Source organism: Aminobacter sp. DSM 101952 (assembly GCF_001424795.1).
Classification (GTDB): domain Bacteria; phylum Pseudomonadota; class Alphaproteobacteria; order Rhizobiales; family Rhizobiaceae; genus Aminobacter; species Aminobacter aganoensis.
Map to the genome: position 1 here is coordinate 329134 of NZ_LMCL01000032.1, position 22536 is coordinate 351669.

At 58.9% G+C, this 22536-nt stretch carries 20 protein-coding genes and 3 pseudogenes; 4 read left to right on the top strand and 19 right to left on the bottom strand.

The window, feature by feature from the left end; genetic code table 11:
- Positions 1 to 57: 57 nt before the first annotated feature.
- Positions 58 to 1128, bottom strand: a complete 1071-nt coding sequence (locus ASC75_RS21570; RefSeq protein WP_055980140.1) for an extracellular solute-binding protein — start codon at positions 1126 to 1128, stop codon at positions 58 to 60.
- A 338-nt stretch (positions 1129 to 1466) separates the two neighbouring features.
- Positions 1467 to 2630 (bottom strand): DUF930 domain-containing protein, encoded by a 1164-nt coding sequence (locus ASC75_RS21575; protein ID WP_244487902.1) that lies wholly within the window; start codon positions 2628 to 2630, stop codon positions 1467 to 1469.
- A 575-nt stretch (positions 2631 to 3205) separates the two neighbouring features.
- On the opposite strand from ASC75_RS21575, the gene ASC75_RS21580 reads away from it, so the two are divergent.
- A complete protein-coding gene (locus ASC75_RS21580; protein ID WP_055980143.1) occupies positions 3206 to 4099 on the top strand; it encodes an ankyrin repeat domain-containing protein in 894 nt (297 codons plus the stop codon).
- Between the two features lie 76 nt (positions 4100 to 4175).
- On the opposite strand, the gene ASC75_RS21585 is transcribed toward ASC75_RS21580, so the two are convergent.
- On the bottom strand, positions 4176 to 5162 hold the full coding sequence (locus ASC75_RS21585) for a methyltransferase (protein WP_055980146.1): 987 nt from the start codon (positions 5160 to 5162) through the stop codon (positions 4176 to 4178).
- A 543-nt stretch (positions 5163 to 5705) separates the two neighbouring features.
- Here ASC75_RS21585 and ASC75_RS26795 point away from each other — a divergent pair.
- A pseudogene (locus ASC75_RS26795) lies at positions 5706 to 5810 on the top strand (transcriptional regulator BetI); the annotation flags it as partial.
- A gap of 213 nt (positions 5811 to 6023) precedes the next feature.
- On the opposite strand, the gene gfa reads toward ASC75_RS26795, so the two are convergent.
- Genes gfa through ASC75_RS21605 form a run of 3 tightly spaced genes read right to left on the bottom strand, consistent with a single transcriptional unit; the run spans position 6024 to position 9427 of the window.
- A complete protein-coding gene (gene gfa / locus ASC75_RS21595; RefSeq protein ID WP_055980151.1) occupies positions 6024 to 6605 on the bottom strand; it encodes an S-(hydroxymethyl)glutathione synthase in 582 nt (193 codons plus the stop codon).
- Positions 6606 to 6646: 41 nt separating this feature from the next.
- The gene (locus ASC75_RS21600) at positions 6647 to 7774 is read right to left on the bottom strand and encodes an S-(hydroxymethyl)glutathione dehydrogenase/class III alcohol dehydrogenase (protein ID WP_055980154.1); all 1128 of its coding nucleotides are present in this window, start codon (positions 7772 to 7774) and stop codon (positions 6647 to 6649) included.
- Between the two features lie 60 nt (positions 7775 to 7834).
- Positions 7835 to 9427: an isocitrate lyase gene (locus ASC75_RS21605; RefSeq protein ID WP_055980156.1), complete on the bottom strand. Its 1593-nt coding sequence runs from the start codon at positions 9425 to 9427 to the stop codon at positions 7835 to 7837.
- Between the two features lie 124 nt (positions 9428 to 9551).
- On the opposite strand from ASC75_RS21605, the gene ASC75_RS25695 reads away from it, so the two are divergent.
- Positions 9552 to 10952 (top strand): helix-turn-helix transcriptional regulator, encoded by a 1401-nt coding sequence (locus ASC75_RS25695; RefSeq protein ID WP_082496693.1) that lies wholly within the window; start codon positions 9552 to 9554, stop codon positions 10950 to 10952.
- Between the two features lie 21 nt (positions 10953 to 10973).
- Here the strand turns inward: ASC75_RS25695 and ASC75_RS25700 are convergent.
- From ASC75_RS25700 to ASC75_RS26515, 3 genes and pseudogenes are all read right to left on the bottom strand, one after another.
- Positions 10974 to 11272 (bottom strand): annotated as a pseudogene (locus ASC75_RS25700) (hypothetical protein); the annotation flags it as partial.
- Positions 11273 to 11832: 560 nt separating this feature from the next.
- A pseudogene (locus tag ASC75_RS26800) lies at positions 11833 to 12074 on the bottom strand (transposase); the annotation flags it as partial.
- A 267-nt stretch (positions 12075 to 12341) separates the two neighbouring features.
- Entirely contained in the window at positions 12342 to 12740 is a 399-nt protein-coding gene (locus ASC75_RS26515) for a hypothetical protein (RefSeq protein WP_184117387.1), read from the bottom strand.
- A 393-nt stretch (positions 12741 to 13133) separates the two neighbouring features.
- Between ASC75_RS26515 and ASC75_RS21620 the strand changes: the two genes are divergently transcribed.
- Positions 13134 to 13313 (top strand): hypothetical protein, encoded by a 180-nt coding sequence (locus ASC75_RS21620; protein WP_055980163.1) that lies wholly within the window; start codon positions 13134 to 13136, stop codon positions 13311 to 13313.
- Positions 13314 to 13330: 17 nt separating this feature from the next.
- Here ASC75_RS21620 and ASC75_RS21625 read toward each other — a convergent pair whose 3' ends face one another.
- From ASC75_RS21625 to ASC75_RS21670, 10 genes are all read right to left on the bottom strand, one after another.
- Entirely contained in the window at positions 13331 to 14890 is a 1560-nt protein-coding gene (locus ASC75_RS21625; RefSeq protein WP_055980166.1) for an ABC transporter substrate-binding protein, read from the bottom strand.
- Positions 14887 to 15507: an ANTAR domain-containing protein gene (locus tag ASC75_RS25705; RefSeq protein WP_159091614.1), complete on the bottom strand. Its 621-nt coding sequence runs from the start codon at positions 15505 to 15507 to the stop codon at positions 14887 to 14889. Before ASC75_RS25705 ends, ASC75_RS21625 begins: the two co-directional genes overlap by 4 nt.
- Positions 15497 to 16693: a transporter substrate-binding domain-containing protein gene (locus tag ASC75_RS21635; RefSeq protein ID WP_055980174.1), complete on the bottom strand. Its 1197-nt coding sequence runs from the start codon at positions 16691 to 16693 to the stop codon at positions 15497 to 15499. Before ASC75_RS21635 ends, ASC75_RS25705 begins: the two co-directional genes overlap by 11 nt.
- Positions 16694 to 16708: 15 nt before the next feature.
- Complete coding sequence (locus ASC75_RS21640) at positions 16709 to 17416, bottom strand: urease accessory UreF family protein (RefSeq protein ID WP_082496695.1); 708 nt, start codon at positions 17414 to 17416, stop codon at positions 16709 to 16711.
- Complete coding sequence (locus ASC75_RS21645; RefSeq protein WP_055980179.1) at positions 17409 to 17903, bottom strand: hypothetical protein; 495 nt, start codon at positions 17901 to 17903, stop codon at positions 17409 to 17411. Before ASC75_RS21645 ends, ASC75_RS21640 begins: the two co-directional genes overlap by 8 nt.
- A gap of 5 nt (positions 17904 to 17908) precedes the next feature.
- Positions 17909 to 18676: an urease accessory protein UreD gene (locus ASC75_RS21650; protein WP_159091613.1), complete on the bottom strand. Its 768-nt coding sequence runs from the start codon at positions 18674 to 18676 to the stop codon at positions 17909 to 17911.
- Between the two features lie 72 nt (positions 18677 to 18748).
- Positions 18749 to 19369 (bottom strand): urease accessory protein UreG, encoded by a 621-nt coding sequence (gene ureG, locus ASC75_RS21655; RefSeq protein WP_055980183.1) that lies wholly within the window; start codon positions 19367 to 19369, stop codon positions 18749 to 18751.
- A 9-nt stretch (positions 19370 to 19378) separates the two neighbouring features.
- Complete coding sequence (gene ureC, locus ASC75_RS21660) at positions 19379 to 21094, bottom strand: urease subunit alpha (protein ID WP_055980186.1); 1716 nt, start codon at positions 21092 to 21094, stop codon at positions 19379 to 19381.
- Positions 21087 to 21788: an urease subunit beta gene (ureB, locus tag ASC75_RS25710; protein ID WP_082496696.1), complete on the bottom strand. Its 702-nt coding sequence runs from the start codon at positions 21786 to 21788 to the stop codon at positions 21087 to 21089. Before ureB ends, ureC begins: the two co-directional genes overlap by 8 nt.
- A 38-nt stretch (positions 21789 to 21826) precedes the next feature.
- Positions 21827 to 22534: an ABC transporter ATP-binding protein gene (locus tag ASC75_RS21670; protein ID WP_055980192.1), complete on the bottom strand. Its 708-nt coding sequence runs from the start codon at positions 22532 to 22534 to the stop codon at positions 21827 to 21829.
- Positions 22535 to 22536 lie beyond the last annotated feature (2 nt).

The following is a 22536-nucleotide window of genomic DNA, read 5'->3' on the forward strand; positions in this document are numbered from 1 at the left end:
GCACCAGCGGACAGGCCGGAACGGGCATGGACGTCCACGCCCGTACCGGCATGGGCGCTAGCGGCTTGCCGGGATGATCTGGCGCCGCCAGGGCGACAGCAGGTCGTCGCGCATGTCGCCGATGCTCATCCAGTCGACGGGGATCAGCTTCTTCTGCTGGTCGGCATCCATCAAGGGAATGCGCTTGCGCGTCTCCTCATCCACGTCGGCTTTGGTATTTGTCGGCGCATAGAACATCGCCTTGGCAAAGCGTGCCTGGACCTCGGGGCTCAGCGCGTAGTTGATGAAGGTCTCTGTCGCATCCTGATCGGGAGCGTTGGCAATCGCGCTGATCACGTTGATCTGCGATGCAGTGCCCTCAACGGGGCCGACCGACTGCATGCGGCCCTCTGTCTGGTCGCGGAAGAATTGCGAACGCGCATTGTAGCCGATCGAGACGGTCGCGGTGCCGTTAGCCACCAGCGTATAGGCGTCGGGCTTCGGCTCCCAGGTCTGCACCGCAGGGGCAAGTTCCACCAGTTTCTTGACGCCAGGCTCGATCGACACCTTGTAGTCGTCCTCGCCCGCAAGACGGTTGGCGATGATGGTCAGCAGAATGGCCTGGATATCGCCGCCGCCCTGTGCGGGGATGATCACCTTGCCCTTTTGAGCGGGGTCCCACAGCGCCTCCCAACTGGTGGGCGGATTGTCCTTGTAGGTGTCGCGGTTGTAGATCAACGAAAGCGTGTCGTAAGTCAGGGGAATGGCGGCGCCGCCGAGCTCCTTGCCGATATTCGCGAGATCGGCATAGTTGGTGATCTTCGCGGTGTCGAGATTGGCCACGAGGCCCTCTTCCGACGCAATCTTTGCGACGGACAGGTCATAGATCACGGCATTTGCCTGCGGCGCATCCTTCTGGGCACGCATGTTGCCGAGCGACGTGGCGGCATTCTGGACGCCGAAAAACGTCACCTTGATATCCGGGTGGGACTCGTTGAACGGCTGGACGACAGCCTTCTCATAATTGTCCTGGAAGGCGCCGCGATACCCCATGACGGTGATGTCGGCAGCCTGTGCCGCAGCGATGCTGCCGAGCGATATCGATGCCGCGGCAACGGCCATGAAGGAGGTGAGTTGTGACAGTTTCATTTTTCGTTCCCCTGATGCTCTGACTGTTTTTCTTCTCTGGTCAGGCTAGGAGCAGGGCAATTTTCGGTCCAACGGATATTTCTGTCTGGGTGTTCGATTTTCCTTTTCGAGGTCAGGCAGCCAAGTCCTCCGCGGCATTGCGCAGTGCCCCGTGACAGGCGAAACGCGCGCACCATTCCCGCAGGCCATGCCTCGATCGGGACGATCGCGCGATTTCGTCATGGCACCAAAAGCATCCAGTTGGATGCGCGTTCTCAATCACCGCATGGAGCCATTTCCTTCTCCCAAATTCGCTGGACCGCCTCATAGCCAGGACCGGGGTCCGCTTCGCCAAGCAGCTAGTCGTTTGCAGGGAGCCCTAGACGTGCCCATTGATCGCGCGGGATCCTGGCTCCGACCCGAAAGGATAAGGACAGGATTGTCGTCGCGTCGGTGTCGACCTCGCATCGGAAGCTCAAGCCGTGCCATGCGGTTCGCGTGCGAAAAGCAGCCTCCGGGACGTCAAGGACATTGCCTCGCTTGAGCGGAACAAGTGGTACCAGGTCGGGGGAATAAGAAGCGTCGACCAATTGCTGCTGCAATGCGCTGGCGCAGAGCTTGGCGGCCCGCTCACCGCGAGGCACGCCAGCCATCGAGGTCGTGGCCAACGCATCGCCGGTGGCGCCTTGCGACTGGAGCCGCCGAACACCCGGCAGTCCCGAATAGGGCTGCGACGCGGCAACGTCCGCATTCTTGGAGTTTGGCCCCCTGGTGCTGCCCTTTCCGGGTTTCGGGATCTTCGCAAGTCCGGCTTCCGGCGCATTCGCGGGCCTGGGCCGTGGCGCCTGGGCTAAGGCGGGAAGCGTTATCTCACCGTCGTTGCCGTCGGCACCCAACGGCGCTGGTGCCGGGGCTGGTTGCTTGTCAGCTCGCTCTATCGGCCCCTCTTGGTTGTCGATCGGCTGTTTGCCAATGTTCTGGTTCGAGGCTGCCCCGTTACTTTCGGCGGACTCGATATCCTTTGTTGCGGCTGCCTGCTTCGCGGCGTCGTTGACTGCATCCGGCCGCTCTTCGGAAGGGGGCTTCGAATTGTCGCCCTTCGCCGGCGACGAAGAGGTGTCTTGAACGCCACCCCCCTCCAGAGATTTGCCAGGGCCGGCATCCTTGTCCCCGAACCGGAAGACAGGTTTCAGGACCTCGATTTGCGCCGGCCTGGGTCGTTCCTCCACCGACGCAGGCAGTTGCTTCGACTTCGATTCCGGAGGCTTTTCGGCATCGGGATCCTTTGACGGCGGCGAAGGAGGAGGTTTCGGCTTTGGCTGTTCCGGCGGAGGCACGAGGGTGACATTTACCGCCTCCTCCTGCTGCTGTTGAGAAAGCCTCGGCTGGCCGTAGACCACCAGGATCGCAATGAGGAGGCCATGCAGGATCAGCGATGGGGGGAAAGCCCATAGCAAGTCCCGCCGTCGGTTCCTTGTTTCATCCTCCATGCTGACCGATGTGCAGTGAAACAGAGCCGGCATCAAGCATGATCGTCGATGTCGTGCAAAACAGCCGCTGGGGCCGGCCTTTGACCGCCATGGCGCCAGCTTGCATCCTCATGCGACCAAGAACCAGTCGGCCGACGGGAGCAGTCCGAACTGAACACAGCGACGGCGCGGCGTCGGAAAATGGCGAGGCCAGCGCCACCTGCCCGCTTGCCCGCTTGCCCGGCATCGCCAGAGCCACGTTCGGGCAAAGTCGAACGAGACCCCAACTCCATTCGACGCCAGCGCCTCATACTTCAGCCGATCTTGGCAGTCGGCCAGGAACATCTCGAGGCCCTTGCCGGTCAGCGGGCGGTTGACCCGGTTGGCGCTCAGCGGCTCCCCTATCAACCTCCGTCGAAGGTCATAAGGGCCTCAACCCGAAGCCGCCGTTCTCGCCTCGTGGAGTCAAAATGCCCTCTACACGAATTCGCGGCAGGTCGCGCCGGGCTGCCTTGTACGCAGTCCGGCGCAACAGCAAACGATCGCACGCGCCTTGCTGCGACCAGCTATCCGCACTAAACTCTGCCCTCCTCGCAGCGTGCCCTCTGGTTGACACAGGAGTTGCCGAAATGCGTGGCGGTCTTCTTTTCATTCTGTTCGTGCTTGCACACCAGCCCCTGGTATCGCACGCCGCGTCCATCCACGAAGCCGCCATGAAGGGCGACGTCGCGGCGGTTGCGGCAGCACTCGACGCAGGCGCCGACGTTGATGAGAGCGACGAGAAAGCGACGCCGCTCTACCTGGCGGTCAGGGGCGGGCATCTTGCGGTGGCAAGACTGCTCCTCGACCGCGGCGCCGACGTCAACGCCGCCCCGACGGCTTTGGGTCCTGCTCTCATGCCCGCCTTGGCGAAGCGCCGGGTCGATTTGATCACTCTCCTGCTGGACGGGGGCGCGAACCCAGACGCCTATCGCAACCGCGAAGCCGCGCTGCACATTGCCGTCAGGTCCAGTTGCCTCGACTGCGTGAAGGCACTGGTCAGCGCCGGCGCCGACGTGAATGCGAAGACGAAGGACGGCAAGACATCGCTCCATCTGGCAATATTCAAGGCGCAACGCGAAGTTGCCGATTATCTCTTGTCGCACGGCGTCGTCTTGCCAACGCCAGCCCCGATCTCGAACAAGTTGGCCACCTCCGATGTCGAAAAAGGCCGAACCGCCTTCTCCAGACATTGTGCCTATTGCCACAATGCCAAGCCCGACGAAGGCAGCAACGAGGGACCGACCTTGTGGAACGTCGTCGGCCGCGACAAGGCATCCGTGGCAAACAGACGTTACTCCGAAGCCCTGCTGGCATGGCAGGGCGTCTGGACCTACGAGGACCTGAACAAGTTTCTGCTTGAGCCGATGGTCACGACGCCGGGCGTCTACATGGAGATGCCGGGCGTTCCGGACGAGACTGAGCGAACAAACCTGATCGCCTATTTGCGGACACTGAGTGAGACGCCGATCCCGCTGCCCTGAACCGTGGCCCGATGTCGTCGTGTCCCCGGCCGGGCAGGCCGATCGTTCGATGTCCGCTTTGGCGCGCAAGCCGGGATCAGCCCGGGAGGCGCCCCCGAAACAGCGTGGTGCCGTCCGCAAGGCGCGACCTGGAGATGTCCCGGAACCCAGCCTCGCTCATCCACGCCCGATACTGACCTTCGGTGTACGCCTCGCCGTGGCGATAGAGGTTCAGGAAGGTGAGGTTCAGGAAGACACCCTCTGGCGGGCCGAGGCGGTCGTCATCGACGACACCCCACCCCGCGATTGCGATCTCGCCTCCCGGTGCGAGGCAACGCGCCGCGTTCAGGATCGAACGGCGCGCCTGGTCGGGCGGCAGGACCTGGACGACGGCCTTCAGGATTGCCAGATCGTGCCGGCAGACCGATGGCGCGACGGTGATGTCGCCCTCCTCGACCAGCACGTCGTCGACACCGTATTCCGACAGGATGTCTGGCGCGGCCGCTGCGACCGTCGGCAGCTCCATCAGCGTCGCCGCAATCTGCGGCCGCTGCTCGCGAAGGCCGACGAGAATGGTCCCCGGGCCGCCCCCGATGTCGATCACCGACCCGATCGCCGAGAGGTCTATCTCCCGGGCCAGGTGCCGGCCGAAAATCACCCCGCCCGGCGCGAGCTTTCGGCTGAAGGCCGCCGCGGCCTCGGGCCCCGCATCTGAAAAATCGTGCAGCGCAGCCGGTCGGTTCTGTCGCAGCGACTCTGCCGTCAACAGGTCGGCTCCCCAGAGCTCGCGCAGCAGCGCATGATCGCCGCCGCGATAGGTCGGCTTGGATGCGTCGAGAAAGGCCGCCGCTTCGGCTCCGTTGCGAAACCGGCCATCCTCGACTTCGAGGAGACCGATGCTGGCGAGCGCATAGAGGAGCCGCGACAGACGATCGGGCTCGACCTTGAGCGCAGCGCCAAGGCTGTCAGCAGTCTCCTCGCCGCCGCCAAGCCGGGTGAAGATGCCGAGTTCCAACCCGGCGCGAAGCGCAAGGGCGGGAGGCACCGCTGCGAACAGCGCGTCGATCCGATCAGAATCCACCATGTCACCTCCCCCTTCGCGATCCGGGACGAACTTTGAAGCATCTCGGCAGATCGGTTTCAACCGGGGCTGCACTATCCTCACCTGCCGCCGAGAGCAGCTCGCCGTCATCTGCAGCATCTTCCGAACGCAAAAACGCCCGCCGCATTTCTGCGACGGGCGTTATTTCTGCGACGGGCGTTTTTTGTATTTGTTTGCGGGGCCGGGATTTGACCTGTGCCCTTCCGGTTATGGTCCGTGAGGACGAGGAGCTACCATCGCCGGGGAAGCGGGGCTTGCCGCTCGTGATCGAGCTCGTGGAATTGAGGAAAGGTTGGTTGCGGGGACAGGATTTGGCTTATCCCGCGTCGTCGGCCGTTGGGGTCCTTGCGGGCCCCTGATGCGGTTCCAATCGGACGGTCAGCCGGCAGCCAGATACAAAAACGCCCCGCTCGAGGCGGGGCGTTTTTGTATCTGGTTGCGGGGACACGCAACTACCGATTCCGACATTTGCTTCAGATCGCAGTTTGACAGAGATAGCCCCAAAAACTTTCGAAGCTTAGCGACATCAGGCGGCAGGAGTTGCGGCGCGCGGCAATGACCGTAATGCAGCGCGAAGGCGCTGCGGCGACCACGCTCAAAAAGGTGGCGACTGAGGCGGGTGCCTCCGAGCCGACACGTCCGAGGCTGAACCAATATGGTCTGAATTCCTTCGCCGCTGGCCGGAGCGTCCTGCGCGGGATCAAGGCTCAGCGTCTCCTCGACGTCCATGAAGATCAACGCCTGTCACTAGGTGCTCTGCATTTGCCACAGGGTCCATCACGAGACAGTCGCGATGGACCCATAGACAAGCCGCAACGGTTCAAGCAAATGCGATCGCTAAGGTCATTTCGTGAGTGCACCCGACTTCTTCGCCGTCCAGGTGGCGATGTAGTCCATCAATCCAGGCGACAGGCAGTCATAAGGCTCGAGGCCGAGTTCCTTCAGCCGGCCACGCACGCCGTCCATCTCCGCGGGATCGACGCCCGCCTCGATGATCGACGACACGAAAGCGGCAAAGCCGGGCTCGGCCCAGCCGGCTTCCTCGAAGCGCTCGGGATGGATGAAGTCGAGGCCCTTGAAGGCGTGGTCGCGCTCGACCGGGCCGTACATGTGCACGCCGCAGGCCTTGCAGGCATGGCGCAGGATGAGTGCTGAAGGATCGACGAGGGCAAGCTTGTCGCCATTCTCCAGCACCGTCACGTTTTCATGCGCGGTGACAGCCACGACCGAAAACTTGGCGCCTTCCGGCTTCCAGCATTTGGTGCAGCCGCAGGCGTGGTTGTGGGCGACCTGGCCCTTGATCGCCACCTTCACCGGCCGGTCGGCGCAGGCACAGACAAGCGTGCCACCAGTGAAACTGGCACTGCCGGGCCTGACCCCGCCGTCGAGTGCTGGATGTATTGAAGCCATGTCCTGTTCCTCCATGTGATGACAATTCGAGATATGCGAACTCTGACAATGGGGCGCTAGTAAACGACGACGCTGCGGATGCTTTCGCCTGAATGCATCAGGTCGAAGCCCTTGTTGATGTCTTCGAGCTTGAGGGTGTGCGTGATCATCGGGTCGATCAGGATCTTGCCCTCCATGTACCAGTCGACGATCTTCGGCACGTCGGTGCGGCCACGCGCGCCGCCGAAGGCCGTGCCCTTCCAGGTCCGGCCGGTGACCAGCTGGAACGGCCGCGTTGCGATCTCCTGGCCGGCACCGGCGACACCGATGACGATGCTTTCGCCCCAGCCGCGATGCGATGCTTCGAGCGCCTGGCGCATCACCTTGACGTTGCCGGTGCAGTCGAAGGTGTAGTCGGCACCGCCGATCTGGTCGGTCCCACGCTTGGTCAGGTTGACGAGGTAAGGCACGATGTCGCCCTCGACCTCCTTCGGGTTGACGAAATGCGTCATGCCGAACTTTTCGCCCCAGGCCTTGCGCTCATTGTTGATGTCGACGCCGATGATCATGTCGGCACCGGCCAGGCGCAGGCCCTGCAGCACGTTGAGGCCGATGCCGCCGAGCCCGAAGACGATCGCCGTCGAACCGATCTCGACCTTGGCGGTGTTGATCACCGCACCAATGCCTGTCGTCACGCCGCAGCCGATGTAGCAGATCTTGTCGAACGGAGCGTCGGGGTTGACCTTGGCCAGTGCGATCTCGGGCAGCACGGTGAAGTTCGAGAAGGTCGAGCAGCCCATGTAGTGGAAGATCTTGTCCTTGCCGATCGAGAAGCGCGACGAGCCATCGGGCATCACGCCCTGCCCTTGCGTCGAGCGGATCGCGGTGCAGAGGTTGGTTTTCCGCGACAAACAGGACGGGCACGAACGGCATTCCGGTGTGTAGAGCGGAATGACGTGGTCGCCCTTCTTGAGCGAGGTCACACCCTTGCCGACATCGACGACGACACCGGCGCCCTCATGGCCAAGGATGGCCGGAAAGATGCCTTCGGGATCGGCACCCGACAGAGTGAACTCGTCGGTGTGGCAGATGCCTGTCGCCTTGATCTCGACAAGCACCTCGCCCTCGCGCGGACCCTCGAGGTCGACCTCCATGATCTCGAGCGGCTTTCCAGCTCCTACGGCAACGGCGGCGCGGGTTTTCATGGATATACTCCGATTATTGTGGTAAAATTATCAGGTTTTGGTAGTTGTAGCTCCAAGATGTTATGAGGCGAATTGATTCATTGTGTTGTGGATGCCGCCTGCCTTGACCGCTGTGTCACCAGCGAAATATTCCTTATGGTCATCGCCAAGGTCGGAGCCGGCCATATTCTGGTGCCTGACGCAGGCAATGGCTTGCCGAATTTCCTGACGCTGGACGTTGGCTACGTATCCTAACATTGCCTGCTCGCCGAAGTATTCTTTGGCGAGATTGTCAGTCGACAATGCCGCAGTGTGATAAGTTGGCAAGGTGATGAGATGATGGAAGATGCCCGCGCGCGCTGCTGAATCGCGCTGGAAGGTTCGGATTTTCTCATCTGCTTCTTGACCAAGTTCCGAACTGTCATATTCCGCGCTCATCAACATCGCGCGGTCATAGCCGGTCAGGTCTTTGCCGGAGGAAAGCCATGCATCAAAGACCTGCTGTCTGAAATTAAGCGTCCAGTTGAAAGACGGCGAGTTGTTATAGACCAATTTCGCATTGGGGATGACTTGGCGGATGCGGTCGACCATGCCGGCGATCTGATCGATATGTGGCTTCTCGGTCTCGATCCAAAGCAGATCTGCACCGTTTTGCAGCGCGTTGACGCAGTCCAGAACGCACCTGTCCTCGCCAGTGCCTTCACGGAACTGGAAGAGGTTCGACCGCAGCCGTTTTGGCCGGAGGACCTTCGAGCCCCGCTTGATGAGGACATCCCCGTTTGCGAAATCGCCTTCCGCAACCTCTTCGCAATCGAGGAAGGAATTGTAGACGTCACCGTCGTCGCCTTCAGCGGCGCTGAATGCGATCTGCTTGGTCAGGCCTGCACCGAGCGAGTCAGTGCGCGCAACAATGATCCCGTCATTGACCCCAAGCTCAAGAAATGCGTAGCGACAAGCGCGGATCTTGGCAACGAAATCCTCGTGCGGAACTGTGACCTTGCCGTCCTGATGCCCGCATTGCTTTTCATCTGATACCTGGTTTTCGATCTGAAGGGCGCACGCACCGGCCTCAATCATCTTCTTGGCCAGAAGGTACGTGGCTTCAGCGTTACCGAAACCGGCATCGATGTCGGCGATTATGGGAACGACATGGGTTTGATAGTTGTCTATCGCATTAAGCGATTGCTGCTCGAGGGAGACGTCTCCGCTCTCTCTGGCCCGGTCCGCTTCGCGGAACATCATGCCAAGTTCACGAGCATCAGCTTGGCGCAGAAAAGTGTAAAGCTCAGCGATTAGTGAGGGAACGCTGGTTTTTTCGTGCATGGACTGATCCGGCAGTGGCCCAAACTCCGAGCGGAGCGCTGCAACCATCCAGCCAGACAAATATATATAGCGACGCTCGGTTGTTCCAAAATGCTTCTTGATAGAGATGACCTTTTGCTGACCGATGAAGCCGTGCCAGCAACCGAGAGATTGAGTATACTTGCTAGCGTCCTGATCGTAGGCAGCCATGTCATTACGTATGATTTTTGCTGTGTACTTGGCGATGTCGACGCCGGTGCGAAATCTATTCTGCAGTCGCATCCGAGCAACCGCCTCGGCGGATATGCCCGTCCAGTTTTTGTTGGCGTTAATTGTATTGCTCGCTTCGTCAGTGATAGCGCGGTATGACATTGTCTCTCCAGGTCCGAAAGCGGATTTCATCGCCCAGCTAGCCTCACGAGCCGAGCATGGCCAGACCCCGCAGTGTCACGTTGTAAAACTTTACAAGCCATTGGTGTAATGCTGTAATGATGTCATGGAGAGAAATGGTGTTTACCTTGGTCCGCGGCTGCGGCGCCTTCGCAAGGACCTCGGCCTGACACAGGCGACCATGGCCGCCGACATCGGCATTTCTCCCTCTTACATTGCGTTGATGGAGAGAAATCAGCGCCCGGTGACAGCCGAGGTGCTGATCCGTTTGGCAAGGGCCTACTCGATCGATGTGTCGAGTTTGACGGAAGACAACGGGGCAGGTCTGATAAGTCGGCTACAAGCCGCAATGAGGGATCCGATATTCGCCGATATCGAGGTTTCACCGATTGAACTGGGGGATGTTCTCAGCAACTTTCCAGGTTTCACCGAGGCGATGCTTCGTCTGTATACTGCCTACAAGAGCGATCAGTTTGCCTTGGCTGACCAGCAACAGCTCGCCGTCAGTCCTGCAATGGCAGACGTTGCCCTCGATCCGGTCGCCTCTGTTCGAGCATTTCTGGCTGCGCGGCGGAACTGCTTCCCTGAACTGGATGCGGCTGCAGAAACCACGGCATCGCACATCAACAATGCGGGCGGACTGATAGCTTTTCTCAAACAGCGTCACGGGCTCAACGTCAGACGGTTGCCCCAGGACGTAATGATGGGCTCGGTTAGAAGGCTTGACCGTCATCGGAGAGAGATCCTGCTGGATGATTGTCTTGACCTCGCAAGTCAGAATTTCCAATTGGCCCAGCAGCTTGCCTATCTGGAAGTCGACGGCGAAATTCGGAAAACTGTCGAAGCGGGTAATCTGTCCTCTGAGAACGCCCGCCACTTGGCCCATCGGGCTTTGGCTGGGTATTTTGCAGCTGCAGTGCTTATGCCCTATGCACAGTTCGCAAATTCTGCCGAAGGCAAGCGATATGATGTCGAGGCAATTGCGCGTCAGTTTAACACAAGCTTCGAGCAAACTTCGCATCGCCTTACCACGCTGCAAAGGCCGGGCCAGGAGTGTGTTCCCTTCTTCTTCATCCGTGTGGACGGCGCGGGCAATGTTTCTAAGAGACTGGACAGCGCTAACTTCCCCTTTGCGCGGCATGGGGGGGGATGCCCGTTGTGGAGTTTACATCAGGTATTCACTTCGCCGAGGGTCGTAGTCACGCAGTGGCTGGAATTGCCAGATGGTCAAAGATTCTTCTCGATTGCTCGTACCGTTAGTTCGGGAAGAGGGGCATATCCGACAGCACGCGTAACTCGTGCCGTTGCATTGGTCTGCGAGGCGCACCACGCCGAGCGGATGATTTACAATGATCGAAATAGTCCCCCCCACTTCACCCCGATAGGCATCTCCTGTCGACTCTGCCACAGATCCACCTGCACGTCCCGATCAGCACCACCGATTAGCCGCAGCATATTGGCTGATGACTACAGGCGCACTGAAGCCCCATTCGGCTTCTCCGATTGATAGGTCGATTGGTGAAGCGAAGTCGAAGGATCGATTCCCACCACCCCCACAAGACCAAGTATAAAACCTACGGGGCGCCAGAAAGGAGCGTCGAGTGGTATAGCCAACGCGGTTGGCGCTGCGGAGAAGCATCTGCAGCAAGTTGGGTGCTGGCTGACGCACCTTGTCGAGCCGTTCCCAAGGGTCTTCGGTCAGGAAGCGCATCGCAACGTCGAAGTTGCCCCCCAGCATCCGAGCGACAAGAGCTGTGGCAGCGCGCGGGCAAGTCCCCGCATCTTGGCGATGTCGTGGGTGCGCACGCGCGTCGCAAGCGGCGACTGTGGCATCGAGCTTCTTGATAGGGTTACGTTCAAAGCCAGGGACTGTCGCAACAATGAGCCACTTTGTCTGGCTGTCAGTCGTCTCTGCGAAGAAATTGCCAGCAAAGGGAAGGCCTTCGAACGGCCGACCGAGGATTCTATGTCGCCGCCAAAGACAAGCGGCGCCTGCGCTTGCCGCTTTTCGTACATCGCAGCGGCCAGCTCTTCTAAATCGTCACCTTCGTAGCGCCCGGACACGATGCAGGTCAGCAAGGGGTCAGTGGAGCCGATCACCCGACCATCGACCCTGCGGACGCCAATGATAGCAACGGGGCCGATCAGGCAGCAGCGAAACGCCTACCGTGAATCTGTGTCGCAATAATGCACAGGGCCTGTTTTCCTCTGAAAGTACGAGACCGAAAGACTGGAATCCTTACGGTACCAATGACCTCTAATGGAGGCACGACGATAAATTCAAGAAAGTTGGCTCTTGATACCCCACGCGGACACAGGTCGAAGATGTGCGACTTGCCGTCCCAGGCATCAGCTGAATCCCGCAGAGTTCGCTCGATCACGGATGGGCGTTGCGTAGCATGATGCCCCATGGAGACGAGGATCATGGCCTGTGAGATATCGATGCGCTGTTCGTACCGCCACCAGGCGTCGCTCCCGGATCATCCATCCGAACGTCCGTTCGACGGCCCAGCGACGCGGCAGAACCCTAAAGCCTTTCAGGCCCTTGGTGCGGGACGATCACAACGATGAAGTCGAGATCGCAGGTCTCATCTATATGCTTGAGCCCGTGATAGGCCACATGCGCAAACGGAATCCCTAAAATCCGATTATCCAAACAGCTTCTAAGCTACGGGATGGCCGTAGCAAGGGGAGCCAGCGGCCGCCATTCAACGAACACGCGATCGTAAACGGCGGCGCGCGCGAATCAACATCGCAGGAAGGCGGCGGCGTTGCTTGGGAGGTTGAGGTCGTGCCGGTCACGCGATCAGGGTCCCCGTAGGCCACGAAGAGCGAGGAATCGAACATAGCGCGATCACCGATATTGCCGTCCACGCCAGCAGTTTGGCTCAGGTCGCTATTCGCCGTACCGGCGCTCCAGCGCGTCGGCAATTCGCTCGCAAAGCAATTCTGAGGTCACGACCGTGAGGTGGAGACGAAGACGAACTCCGTGTGTATCAACTAGGGTAGTGACAATACCGCGGTCAGAGTACTCGGCGAGGTCGAGAACATCGTTGATGATAAAGTCTGGTCTTTCGCGAAGGCTCTTTGGGCGCACCGGGTTCTCCTCCCAAATTGGTGGCTTTCCAGGCATGCCGAGCCGAACACGCTGGAATTCGGCGTAACTCTCTGCAACGGCTTGAGTGTCGAATAAATGCCGAGTTACTTTGCCATTTTCGACGACCTGGACAATCCATTGGCTGTCGACAGTTTTCAGTCGCACGTCATTCGGTTCTCCGGCAACCATCTCCGTCATCCGTTTCAGCAATCAACATGACATTCAAATCCAGATTTTCTGACAGCACGTCGTCGCTACACGACGGCAATCCTTCGATTCAGTCAGATTCGACGATCTAGATAACGCCGGTGACCATGGCGACGCATGCAACAGCAACAAGGGCCCTGCACCAGGGTTTCGCCACGCGGAGCGGGGCGAAGAAGCCAACCAGCGCCATGCTGCGGCAACCATGGCCCTAAAGCCAAGCGCGACTGCGGTTCCGCGTATAGATCGACAGGCCGATGCTAAGTTACCGGGGTGCCCGCGAAACCGACGGCGCCGCCAAAGGTCATACCGAAACGAGGTAGCCGGCACCAGTGCCCGCCCGTCCAACTGGGCGGCGAACAGACCGACCATGACCCTGGCGAGCATATGGTCGACCCCGCCGCGAGCATGGCCATATCGGTCAATGCGGTAATCGGAGTTCTTTTCATCTTTATTCTCCTTGCATTCGCGTTGTCGTCTTTGATCATGACCGTCGCCTCTTCTTTCGGCGTGGTGTCGGCGGCCGGAGAGCGCAAACAGGCGTTCGACAAGGGCTCGCGCCGTTGAGGGATTAACTGGTTCGATTAAATGTCTGAATCCGTCCATACGTTCTTGAACGAATGCCAATTCTGCCGTGGGTTCCGGAAGCCCTTGACCCGCGGATGATAGCAGACTGAACCGCGCCGCAAAGTCAGCATCGGGAGGACTGGCAGTTCATTCATGATCAATGAATGCGCATCCCGATACAGTCGGCAACGTTGCTTGTCGTTTGTGGTTTGTCGTGCTTCGTCCAGCAGCCGATCTACATCTGGATTGGAGTAATATCCCGCATTAAAGCCCCGGGGCGAGCTGTTCATAGAATGCAACACCTGCTGTAACCACATATCACATGACATTCCCCAGCTCATCTGTGACATACCTGCGCCCTCCGGCAAACCAGATCGCCACTCGTTGCAGTAGGAAACCCAGTCTTCTGTCCGGACGATCTCGGCTCGCAGCCCGACCGCCTCGAGATTTTCCGCCAGATGCTCGCAGATCCGGACGGGCACGAGCTGACCGGATCCGGCGTTGGCCGTCACAATGCGCAATCGCCACTCCGTAGGGACGCCGGCTTCCGTCAACAGCTGCCGAGCACGATTGGGATCGTATTGGTAGGGGAAACTGTACTCCTCGTCGAAGGCTGGTGAAGCTGGCGGCAGCATTCCAGACGCGACAGCTGTGTGTCCGCGGAAAATGTCGTGGCTTAGCCTGTCGCGGTCAACCGCATGCGCGATCGCGTGACGCACTCGGATGTCGCTCAGGACCGGATCCCGCATGTTGAAAATGAAATACCAGACATAAGGCGCCTGGCCTTCGAGGACGACGAAGCCGCGCCGCACCAATTCGTCGAGATCGCTCCCCTCAAGGCCATAGGCGAGATCCGCTTCACCATCTACCAACGCCCGATAGCGATCTTCAAGGTTTGGATACGGCTTGAACTCAATGGCCTTGAGTTTGGCGCGCCCACCCCAGTAATCCTCGTTCCGACGTAGCCGAACGCCACTGCCAAATGGCGTCGAAAAGCGACTGTCGAAACGAAATGGACCTGTGCCCGGTGCGTGGTCCGCGATGCCTGAACTACCAAGCTTTGTCAGGGCCTCTGGGCTGATGAAGACATGAGCGCCCGGTGCATCCTCCTGCGTCATGTAGCGGAGGAACTCGGGAAAGGGCTCCTTCAGGGTGAGCAGGATCGCCAGCGGCCCTACCACCTCCACAGACTTGAGCGTTTCGAGACCGATCCGGTTGTAATCCGCTGCTAAAGGCGAATATTGCGGCGCATCAGGTTTCCACATTCGCTCTATATTAAACCGCACGGCCTCCGCATCGAACCGAGTTCCATCATGAAACCTCACATCCTCTCGCAATCGAAACAGATACTGAAGTCCGTCGTCGGAGATATCGACCGAAGTGGCAAGCGCGGGTACAAGCCGCGTCGGACTGGCTACTTCATCCTCCAGATCGTCCTCATATAGGCTCTCGAATATCTGCTGGACAACTCTACCTGTATTCCAACCTCCAAACGAGGCCGGCGGATCGATCGCATCTACCTCCCAGTCAAGGGCGACACGAAGTACAGAGTCGTTGGCGCGTTGAGATGTAATCATAATGCTTCCTTCGGGTTAATTTGAAAATTTGGATCGCTCAACTCGGACCCGCAGGCCAAAACCTGGTCGGCGATTTTGGTCATCGATGCGCGGCCTTCAAGAGACCAGCGCCGGATGCATTGATACGCATTTTCCTCGCTGATCGATCGCTCCGCGGCGAGATGCCGGACCGCGTTGTTCACGACCCGACGCGACCGCAAGGTCTCTTCCAGCTTCGCGATCTTACTGTTCTGCCGCTGTTCGAACCGGGAACGGGAACTAGCAACCGCCAACGTTGACAATATACCGAAAGCGCGGATGGGTTTGCCGATGATGGCCTGCACGTCCGCTTCAAGAAGTTCGCGGACGATCGTGGGGCTCTCATATTCGACGATGCCAATGAGGGTCCCATCGCGACCTCCCGTCAGCGCGCTCATATCGAGCGATGGGTGGCCGCCGAAGATGCAGAAGACGACATCGGCATGAGCCGGCCAACGATCAGGAGCTGGCCACAAAGTGTCGACTTGGCATCCGATCCGTTTCAAATGTCGGACAAGTTCATCACAGGCCGAATCCGGCGGATGGATCACACACGCCCGAAGTTTCCGCAATTCCCGGATCAACGCCTCACCGGACATTGTCCATTTCCTCCTGTCCGTGATCCCGGTCGATGCGGCCGAGGCCCACATAGTTCACAAGGTAAGGGTCCGGTTTCATCGATTTCTTGAATTCGGCTACGACCTCAAATTTCCGCCCAGCTACCGTCTTGCCAATTCTCGGCCAGAGATAAGTATGGCTATTGTCCGGATCCACCATGACAACGCCTTGGGGAGCGGAGACCTCGAGACCCAGTACCTGTGCGCGAAGCCATTCCGGGTCTAGCGTCCCAGCTCGTTCCAGCGCCCGAGCAAAGAGTAGCACGGTAAAATATGCAGCCTCCGCACATGCATCGGCCGGGCGCTTGGCACCAAAACGTTGGTGATAATTGGCGACAAAACTGTTATTTCGCGGCGATTGGACCGTTTCAAAGTAAGGCGCGGAGACGATATGGCCCGGCCGGGGCTCGAACCACATTTCCTGAAGGTGCGCCTCGTTAGTCGTAAGAGAGGCGATCGGCATAACGGCTGGATCGAGTTTCTCGACCGCGTAGGCATCGTAAAGTGCTGCTATTCCCGGCCCCACCACCGTCGAGAAGATTACATCGGCACCGAGCAATCGCGCTTCCTTGATCGCATCCAGAAAGGCATCCCTTTGAGCGCCGAACGGCAGATAATATTCGCCGACGATGCTGCCGCCGATTTCAGAAAGAAGATCGCGCATGATCCTGTTGGATTCGCGCGGGAAGAGATAGTCCGTGCCGACGCACATCAGCTTTCGTCCGTAGCGTGGGAATAGATATTCAGCGAGCGGAAGGTGCAGCTGGTTCGGAGCGGGGCCGGTGTAGATGACGTTCGAGGAATATTCGAACCCCTCGTAGCCGATCGAGTACCATAGCAAGCCTCCGCGATGCTCGACGACCGGAACCACCGCCTTTCGGCTGTAGGACGCCGAACAGCCGAATATGTTAGTCACGCCGCGGTCCATTAAAAGCGAACTGGCGAGCTGGGTGTAGCGCTGCGGATCGGACGCCGGATCAAGGATCAAGGGAGAAATCGGCTTACCCAGCACGCCGCCTGCGTCATTTATCTCCGAAATTGCGAGCAAGGTCCCTTGCAGCTGGGAAATCTCTGCAATCGCCGTGATTCCGCTTCTCGAGTATAGCACACCCACCGGCCATGTACCCTCCGAACGATAGGACTCATGCAGTGCGCCAATGCCGGACATCCTCGTGCCTTCCTGCTATGTTGCAAACAGACGCAGTGGATTACGTTGAAGCTGCAGCATCGCAATTTCCAATTCGAGCGTGGTCGAACTCATGTCGTCCAGATCCAAGGCCAGGGCCTTTTCTGCAGCCTGAACAATGATCGGGACACATTGGCAGAGATGAACCTGCGCTTCGGCCGATCCCATCCGGCCGAGCCGTACGGCTGCCGAAAAGAGACTGCTTGCCGTGCCGCGCAACTCCGCCAGGAGCGTGTTCTCAATGCCCATTCCCCGGGAGGCCGACACCGCTGCTGCCACGACGGCGAGATTTCCGGCCTCGCGCAGTTGCACTTCATGGCAGAATGAACCCAGCACTTGGTGCGGCCAGACCTGAAGGGCAAGTTTCGCCAGCTGGCGACCACACGAGGTCGATGCGTTCCGGGCCGGAACCGACAACTTTGTGGCGAGAAGACGCTCATCTACATAATGCAATTGGTCGAGATCGCCGACCGAAAACATCCGATGTGCGTGAGCGGCAGCAACGGCGTCGCAGCGGCCCGCGCCGTGGAGCAGGACCGCTTTCACGACTTCCGCGATTTGAGCTGAATTCTTAGGAAGCTCCTCTAGAATGCCTTCCAATCCGCTGGAGTGAACATAACGCCCGATCGGCAGCGAACTGTCAGCCAACTGAAGGGCCATTAGAAAACTCGCGTCTATCGCCCTTCCCGCCAACGTTTCATTCATGAGCGTGCTCTGTTTTAAAAAGGGGACGGGAGGCGCCCAGCCGGACGTAGTCGAAACGCAGCGACAGTTCGCCAAGTTTGAGATCTCGAACCGTCTTCGTCATGAGGTCCTCACTCGACAGCATCGGCACGTGGATGGAGCAGGCGTTCACCTCGACCGGTACATGCTGGTTGCCGAATGCGTGGCCGATGAGCGCAGCCTGCCGAATAATATCCGGAACCGAGTTGGTTTGGCTGAGGTCGACAACGAGGGCGAGTTCCTCCGGCCTGCACACGACCACCGTGTGTTCTTCGTTGTTAAATAGAACCGCGCCGTGAAAAAGGTACTGGCTATGCTGCATCGATACCGCAAAATCGAGACCGCGCTTTGTGCGCTGCCGAAGCCGCCGCTTGCCGGCCTCAGTCCAAGAAATGTCGATAAAATCCAATGTGGCGGCGCTGTGAACCACGTCGTCCAAGGCGCCAACTATTCCATTCGAGACAAGCATGGGACCTATTTCCTCCTAGACGGCGCTGGCGCCCCAATCATCTGCATTCGAATCCGTGACCACGCGTCGTCGATGAGCCGCGTCATTGTTGATGACGACAGGGCGAGCACGCGCACGATGATGCCGACAGCCCCGGGCAGGGCCCCTACACCCAATCGAAAATCTTCGCCCGTCATGTCGAGGGACGAAGCAGCATCGTAAACGCCCTTTGCGTTGCCGCCTGGAACGAGTGCCAGCAGCGTTCCCGAATAGAGAAAAGTGCCGAGAGCGCCTCTCATATTGATCGGAATCGTCGTCGGCTCCATGAGCATGCGCTCTGTGAAGAGCGTGCTTCCGTCGACGCTAATCCGAGTTGCAAGTTTGAGGCGGGTGAAAGCGAAAATCTCGCCGCGGGCCAACCGGCCCGGCGCGATGATTTCGCTCGCAATGAGCATGGACCCCCGATCGATATCTATCGTCGTCTCTTGGTCGTAGGAGGATTGCGCCTGCGGTATGATCTGGTCCGGCAGGTATTCAATGTACGACCCCTGCTTTGCCTCCAAATGCACCTTTTGATACGCTGATCCGTCGAGCATCCGGTGGAGCTTTGTCGCAGATGTGCTCGTGACATGAAGTTTTCCGCCGTTCCGCGCAACAATCCGCAGTTCCAGCTTGTCACCGCTAAACACTGCACCCGAGGGATTCAGTACATAGACGAAAGCCATGCCAGGCTGACTTTCGTCCAGAAAAAGGGGTGTGGTGAAATGCAAGGGAAACCTTTGAACCCGCTGCATGAGGTGTGTTTTCCCCAGGCAGTCAGCCGCAAACTCCAGGTTGAGAAGGCCAGACGCGTGCGTCATACTTGGTCACTTTTCCGCACAGCTGAACAAGGCATCCCTTTTTATGGTCGCAAAGACCTCTGCTGCACCCTCCGGCGAACGCAAATTCGTGTAAATGGTAGCCTTTTGAGGGCGGTTGACCAGAACGTCGTGACGGATACGGTCCAGGTCAGCGCCCACATGCGGAGCGAGGTCAATCTTGTTGACAACGAGAAGATCAGCTTGAAGCATTCCAAGTCCCCGTTTGCGCGGGATGTCATCACCGGCGGCGCAGTCAATCACGAAGATCCAATAGTCAACGAGTTCCGAGGAGAATGTCGCCGCCAAATTATCTCCACCGCTCTCAATCAGGATGAGATCGAGCGGATTGTCGCGCTCCAGCGCGTCAGCAGCCTGTATGTTCACCGAAGGATCCTCGCGGATCGCGGTATGAGGGCACGCTCCGGTTTCTACGCCGATGACCAGAGTCTCTTCTATGAGGCCGCTCGCCTTGAGCCGGATGGCGTCCTCCAGAGTCACGAGATCATTGGTGATAACCGCGGGTTTCAATCCCGCCTCATGGATAAGAGGCAGGAGGCGCTCAATTAATCTCGTCTTACCGGAGCCCACCGGACCACCGATGCCGATACGAATGGCCTTAGCGGACATGAAATTCTCCTATTTCAACGTATAAAGGGCGCCCAGCGGCACCTTGCTGGACGGAAGCGACGTGCAATGCTCCCCGTCGACTTCCACTCTGTATGTTTCCGGATCCACCGTTACTTTGGGAACCTTGTCGTTCCAAAGCATGTCTTGCTTGGAGAGTTTTCGTGTTCCAGACACGGGCACGCAACGCGCTCGCAATTCCAGCTTTCCAGCGACGTCGCGGTCGATGGCCATTTGGGACATGAAGCGCAACGAAAGTGACGGAGCAGCGCGTCCGAACCAGCCCCATTGCGGCCGGTAGCGCAGGGGCTCGCAGCAGTAGAGAGAGGCGTTCGCTTCGCCCATCACGGCCATCACCGGGAAGCCTGACTTGAAAACGGCCTCCGGCTTGACGCCAAACATCCCAGGTTTCCATAGCACGAGATCGGCCAGCTTGCCCGGCTCGAGCGAGCCGACATATTTCTCTACGCCGAATATGCGTGCCGGATTGATGGTGTATTTGGCGATGAACCGCTTAATTCTAGTGTTGTCATTGTCGCGACCGGCGTCTTCGGCGAGTGCGCCACGCTGCGCCTTCATGCATGACGCGGTCTGCCAGGTACGACTGATAGTTTCGGCAATGCGACCCATCCCCTGGGAGTCCGATCCTATAGCGCTAATGGCGCCGATATCGTGCAGCACACCTTCGGCCGAAATGGTCTCATGGCGGATCCGGGATTCGGCAAAGGCGATATCCTCCGGCAGTCTTGGATTGAGATGATGGCTGACCATTGCCATGTCGAAATGCTCGTCGAACGTATTAACCGAGTAAGGATTGGTCGGATTGGTCGACGAAGGCAGGACGTTCCCGTACCCACACACCTTGATAATGTCTGGGGCATGGCCCCCGCCGGCGCCTTCGACGTGGTAGGCGTGAATGGTACGGCCGTCGATTGCCTTCAAGGTTCGCTCGAGAAACCCAAACTCATTCAGCGTGTCGGTGTGCAATTGGATTTGCACGTCCGCCTCGTCAGCAGCCACCAGTGCTGAATGGATCGCGGCAGTTGTGGCACCCCAATCCTCATGAATTTTTAGCCCTGCGGCGCCTGCCTCGAGCTGCTCGATCAGGGGCTTATGATTATCCGAGGCCGCCTTTCCCAAAAAGCCGAAATTGAGCGGGAACGCTTCCGCTGCCTGAAGCATATGTCCGAGGTTCACTGTGCCGGTGGAGGCGATCGGAACGGTGGTGGCCCCAAGACCACCGCCGAACAGGGTAGTGATGCCACTGGCCAGGGCCTCTTCGCACTGGCCCGGATCGATGAAATGGACGTGGCAGTCTAGGCCACCGGCCGTAACGATCAGGCCCTCCGCTGCGCGAACGTCGGTGTTGGTACCGACGATCAGTTTAGGGTCAACCCCGTCCATGATCCGGGGGTCGCCAGCCTTGCCGATCCCGGCGATCAGGCCATCCTTGATCCCTATATCGGCCTTGATGATGCCGAGGACCGGATCGATGATCGTGGCATTCGTTATCACCAGATCGAGCGCACCGTCTGCCGCAGTGATATGGCCATGACAGCCGGTGCCCACTCTAAGGGTTTTTCCCGCCCCGAAGACGAGTTCGTCACCCGGAACAAGCAGATCCCGCTCGACCTCCGCCCAGAGACACGTGTCCCCGAGACGGACCCGGTCTCCCGTCGTCGGCCCATACAGCTCAACATATTGACGTCGCGACAGCACCTTAGCCATGGTGAGCTCCCCTGAATCCTTCGGCTGCTGCTCGTGTAACCGCCCTGCGCTTGACTTCCGGGTTGTCCAGGTCACCATCGGTGAGGTTGTTAAGCCCCTCGACCCGCCTTTCGCCACCGATGGCGACAAGGTCGACGGTTTTTTCATCCCCTGGCTCAAACCGGACCGTGGTTCCCGCTGGTATGTCGAGACGAAAGCCGAACGCTGCGGCCCGGTCAAAATCCAGCTCGGCGTTCACCTCAAAGAAGTGGAAATGAGAGCCGATCTGAACGGGGCGGTCGCCAAAGTTGCGAACTATCACACGCGTCGTCGCACGACCGACATTGATCTCTATCCCTTCTTTCGCCAGGCGATAGCCGCCTGGCTCGTCCTCTTCCTCGCTTTCATGGGGCCGACCGAGGGGATCGTGGACACAAACGAGCTTTTGACCGTCCGGAAACATCGGCTCGACCATCAACATTTCCAGAAGCGGCACGACACCCGGCTGAACTTCCTCAGGCTGCAATACGGTGCGGCCCAAAGCCATCAATTCTGAGACCGAGCTACCTCGTCTGGCCCCTTCGTGGATCGCATCGGCTATTACTGCTCTGGCCTCCGGCAAGTTCAGCCGTATGCCTTCTGCGCGGCGGCGCTGAGCCATCCTGGCCGCTGTGAAAACAAGAAGTCTGTCGCGTTCCCTGTTGGTCAGATACACGAGATGCCCTCGCCCATTTTGAAGTCGTTTCAGGATGATCAGAGGCTTATGTGGGCCGCGATCTTGTCATGCGTATCCGGGTCACGCGTGTTTCCGAACCCCGATATTTCACCCTTGTCCAGGAGAACGTATCTGTCAGAAACGGCACGGGTGAACGGAATGTTCTGTTCAACCAAAAGAACGCCGAGCCCAGAACGATCCCTCTCCCTCTTGATGATTTCCACCAGGTTGGTGATAACTGACGGCTGCATGCCTTCGGTTATCTCATCGATCAGGAGTACCTTGGCGCCGACGGAGAGAGAGCGTGCGATCAAAAGCATTTTCTGTTCGCCGCCACTGAGCGTGCCGGCTTTTTGCTGCAACCGCTTGAGGAGGAACGGGAAGCAACGGCGGATCGTCGCCTCCGCCTCGTTCCAGCTAACCGAGCCACGCAGCGCCAAGCGAATGTTTTCCTCGACCGTAAGGTCCTGAAATAACGCCTTTTCCTGCGGCACATAAGCCACGCCAAGCCTAGCAATCTGATGGGGACGACTTTCGCTGATTGCATGCTGCGCCATCGATACGGAGCCTGAAAACTTCGGCAAATACCCCATGATCGACTTGAGCAGCGTACTCTTGCCCATACCGTTCTTGCCCACCACGGCGACGATTTCGCCGTGGGCGATCTTCAAATCCAGGTTCCGTATTACGGTGGCCTGTCCATATCCGCTGCTGAGACCATTCACAGCGAGCACTGCTTCTGTCATGA

Bases quoted from the DNA above. Each gene is read 5' to 3' on its own strand.
- ASC75_RS21570 (WP_055980140.1), bottom strand. From the start codon at position 1,128: ATGAAACTGTCACAACTCACCTCCTTCATGGCCGTTGCCGCGGCATCG.
- ASC75_RS21575 (WP_244487902.1), bottom strand. From the start codon at position 2,630: ATGCCGGCTCTGTTTCACTGCACATCGGTCAGCATGGAGGATGAAACA.
- ASC75_RS21580 (WP_055980143.1), top strand. From the start codon at position 3,206: ATGCGTGGCGGTCTTCTTTTCATTCTGTTCGTGCTTGCACACCAGCCC.
- ASC75_RS21585 (WP_055980146.1), bottom strand. From the start codon at position 5,162: ATGGTGGATTCTGATCGGATCGACGCGCTGTTCGCAGCGGTGCCTCCC.
- gfa (WP_055980151.1), bottom strand. From the start codon at position 6,605: ATGGAGGAACAGGACATGGCTTCAATACATCCAGCACTCGACGGCGGG.
- ASC75_RS21600 (WP_055980154.1), bottom strand. From the start codon at position 7,774: ATGAAAACCCGCGCCGCCGTTGCCGTAGGAGCTGGAAAGCCGCTCGAG.
- ASC75_RS21605 (WP_055980156.1), bottom strand. From the start codon at position 9,427: ATGTCATACCGCGCTATCACTGACGAAGCGAGCAATACAATTAACGCC.
- ASC75_RS25695 (WP_082496693.1), top strand. From the start codon at position 9,552: ATGGAGAGAAATGGTGTTTACCTTGGTCCGCGGCTGCGGCGCCTTCGC.
- ASC75_RS26515 (WP_184117387.1), bottom strand. From the start codon at position 12,740: ATGACGGAGATGGTTGCCGGAGAACCGAATGACGTGCGACTGAAAACT.
- ASC75_RS21620 (WP_055980163.1), top strand. From the start codon at position 13,134: ATGGTCGACCCCGCCGCGAGCATGGCCATATCGGTCAATGCGGTAATC.
- ASC75_RS21625 (WP_055980166.1), bottom strand. From the start codon at position 14,890: ATGATTACATCTCAACGCGCCAACGACTCTGTACTTCGTGTCGCCCTT.
- ASC75_RS25705 (WP_159091614.1), bottom strand. From the start codon at position 15,507: ATGTCCGGTGAGGCGTTGATCCGGGAATTGCGGAAACTTCGGGCGTGT.
- ASC75_RS21635 (WP_055980174.1), bottom strand. From the start codon at position 16,693: ATGTCCGGCATTGGCGCACTGCATGAGTCCTATCGTTCGGAGGGTACA.
- ASC75_RS21640 (WP_082496695.1), bottom strand. From the start codon at position 17,416: ATGAATGAAACGTTGGCGGGAAGGGCGATAGACGCGAGTTTTCTAATG.
- ASC75_RS21645 (WP_055980179.1), bottom strand. From the start codon at position 17,903: ATGCTTGTCTCGAATGGAATAGTTGGCGCCTTGGACGACGTGGTTCAC.
- ASC75_RS21650 (WP_159091613.1), bottom strand. From the start codon at position 18,676: ATGCAGCGGGTTCAAAGGTTTCCCTTGCATTTCACCACACCCCTTTTT.
- ureG (WP_055980183.1), bottom strand. From the start codon at position 19,369: ATGTCCGCTAAGGCCATTCGTATCGGCATCGGTGGTCCGGTGGGCTCC.
- ureC (WP_055980186.1), bottom strand. From the start codon at position 21,094: ATGGCTAAGGTGCTGTCGCGACGTCAATATGTTGAGCTGTATGGGCCG.
- ASC75_RS21670 (WP_055980192.1), bottom strand. From the start codon at position 22,534: ATGACAGAAGCAGTGCTCGCTGTGAATGGTCTCAGCAGCGGATATGGA.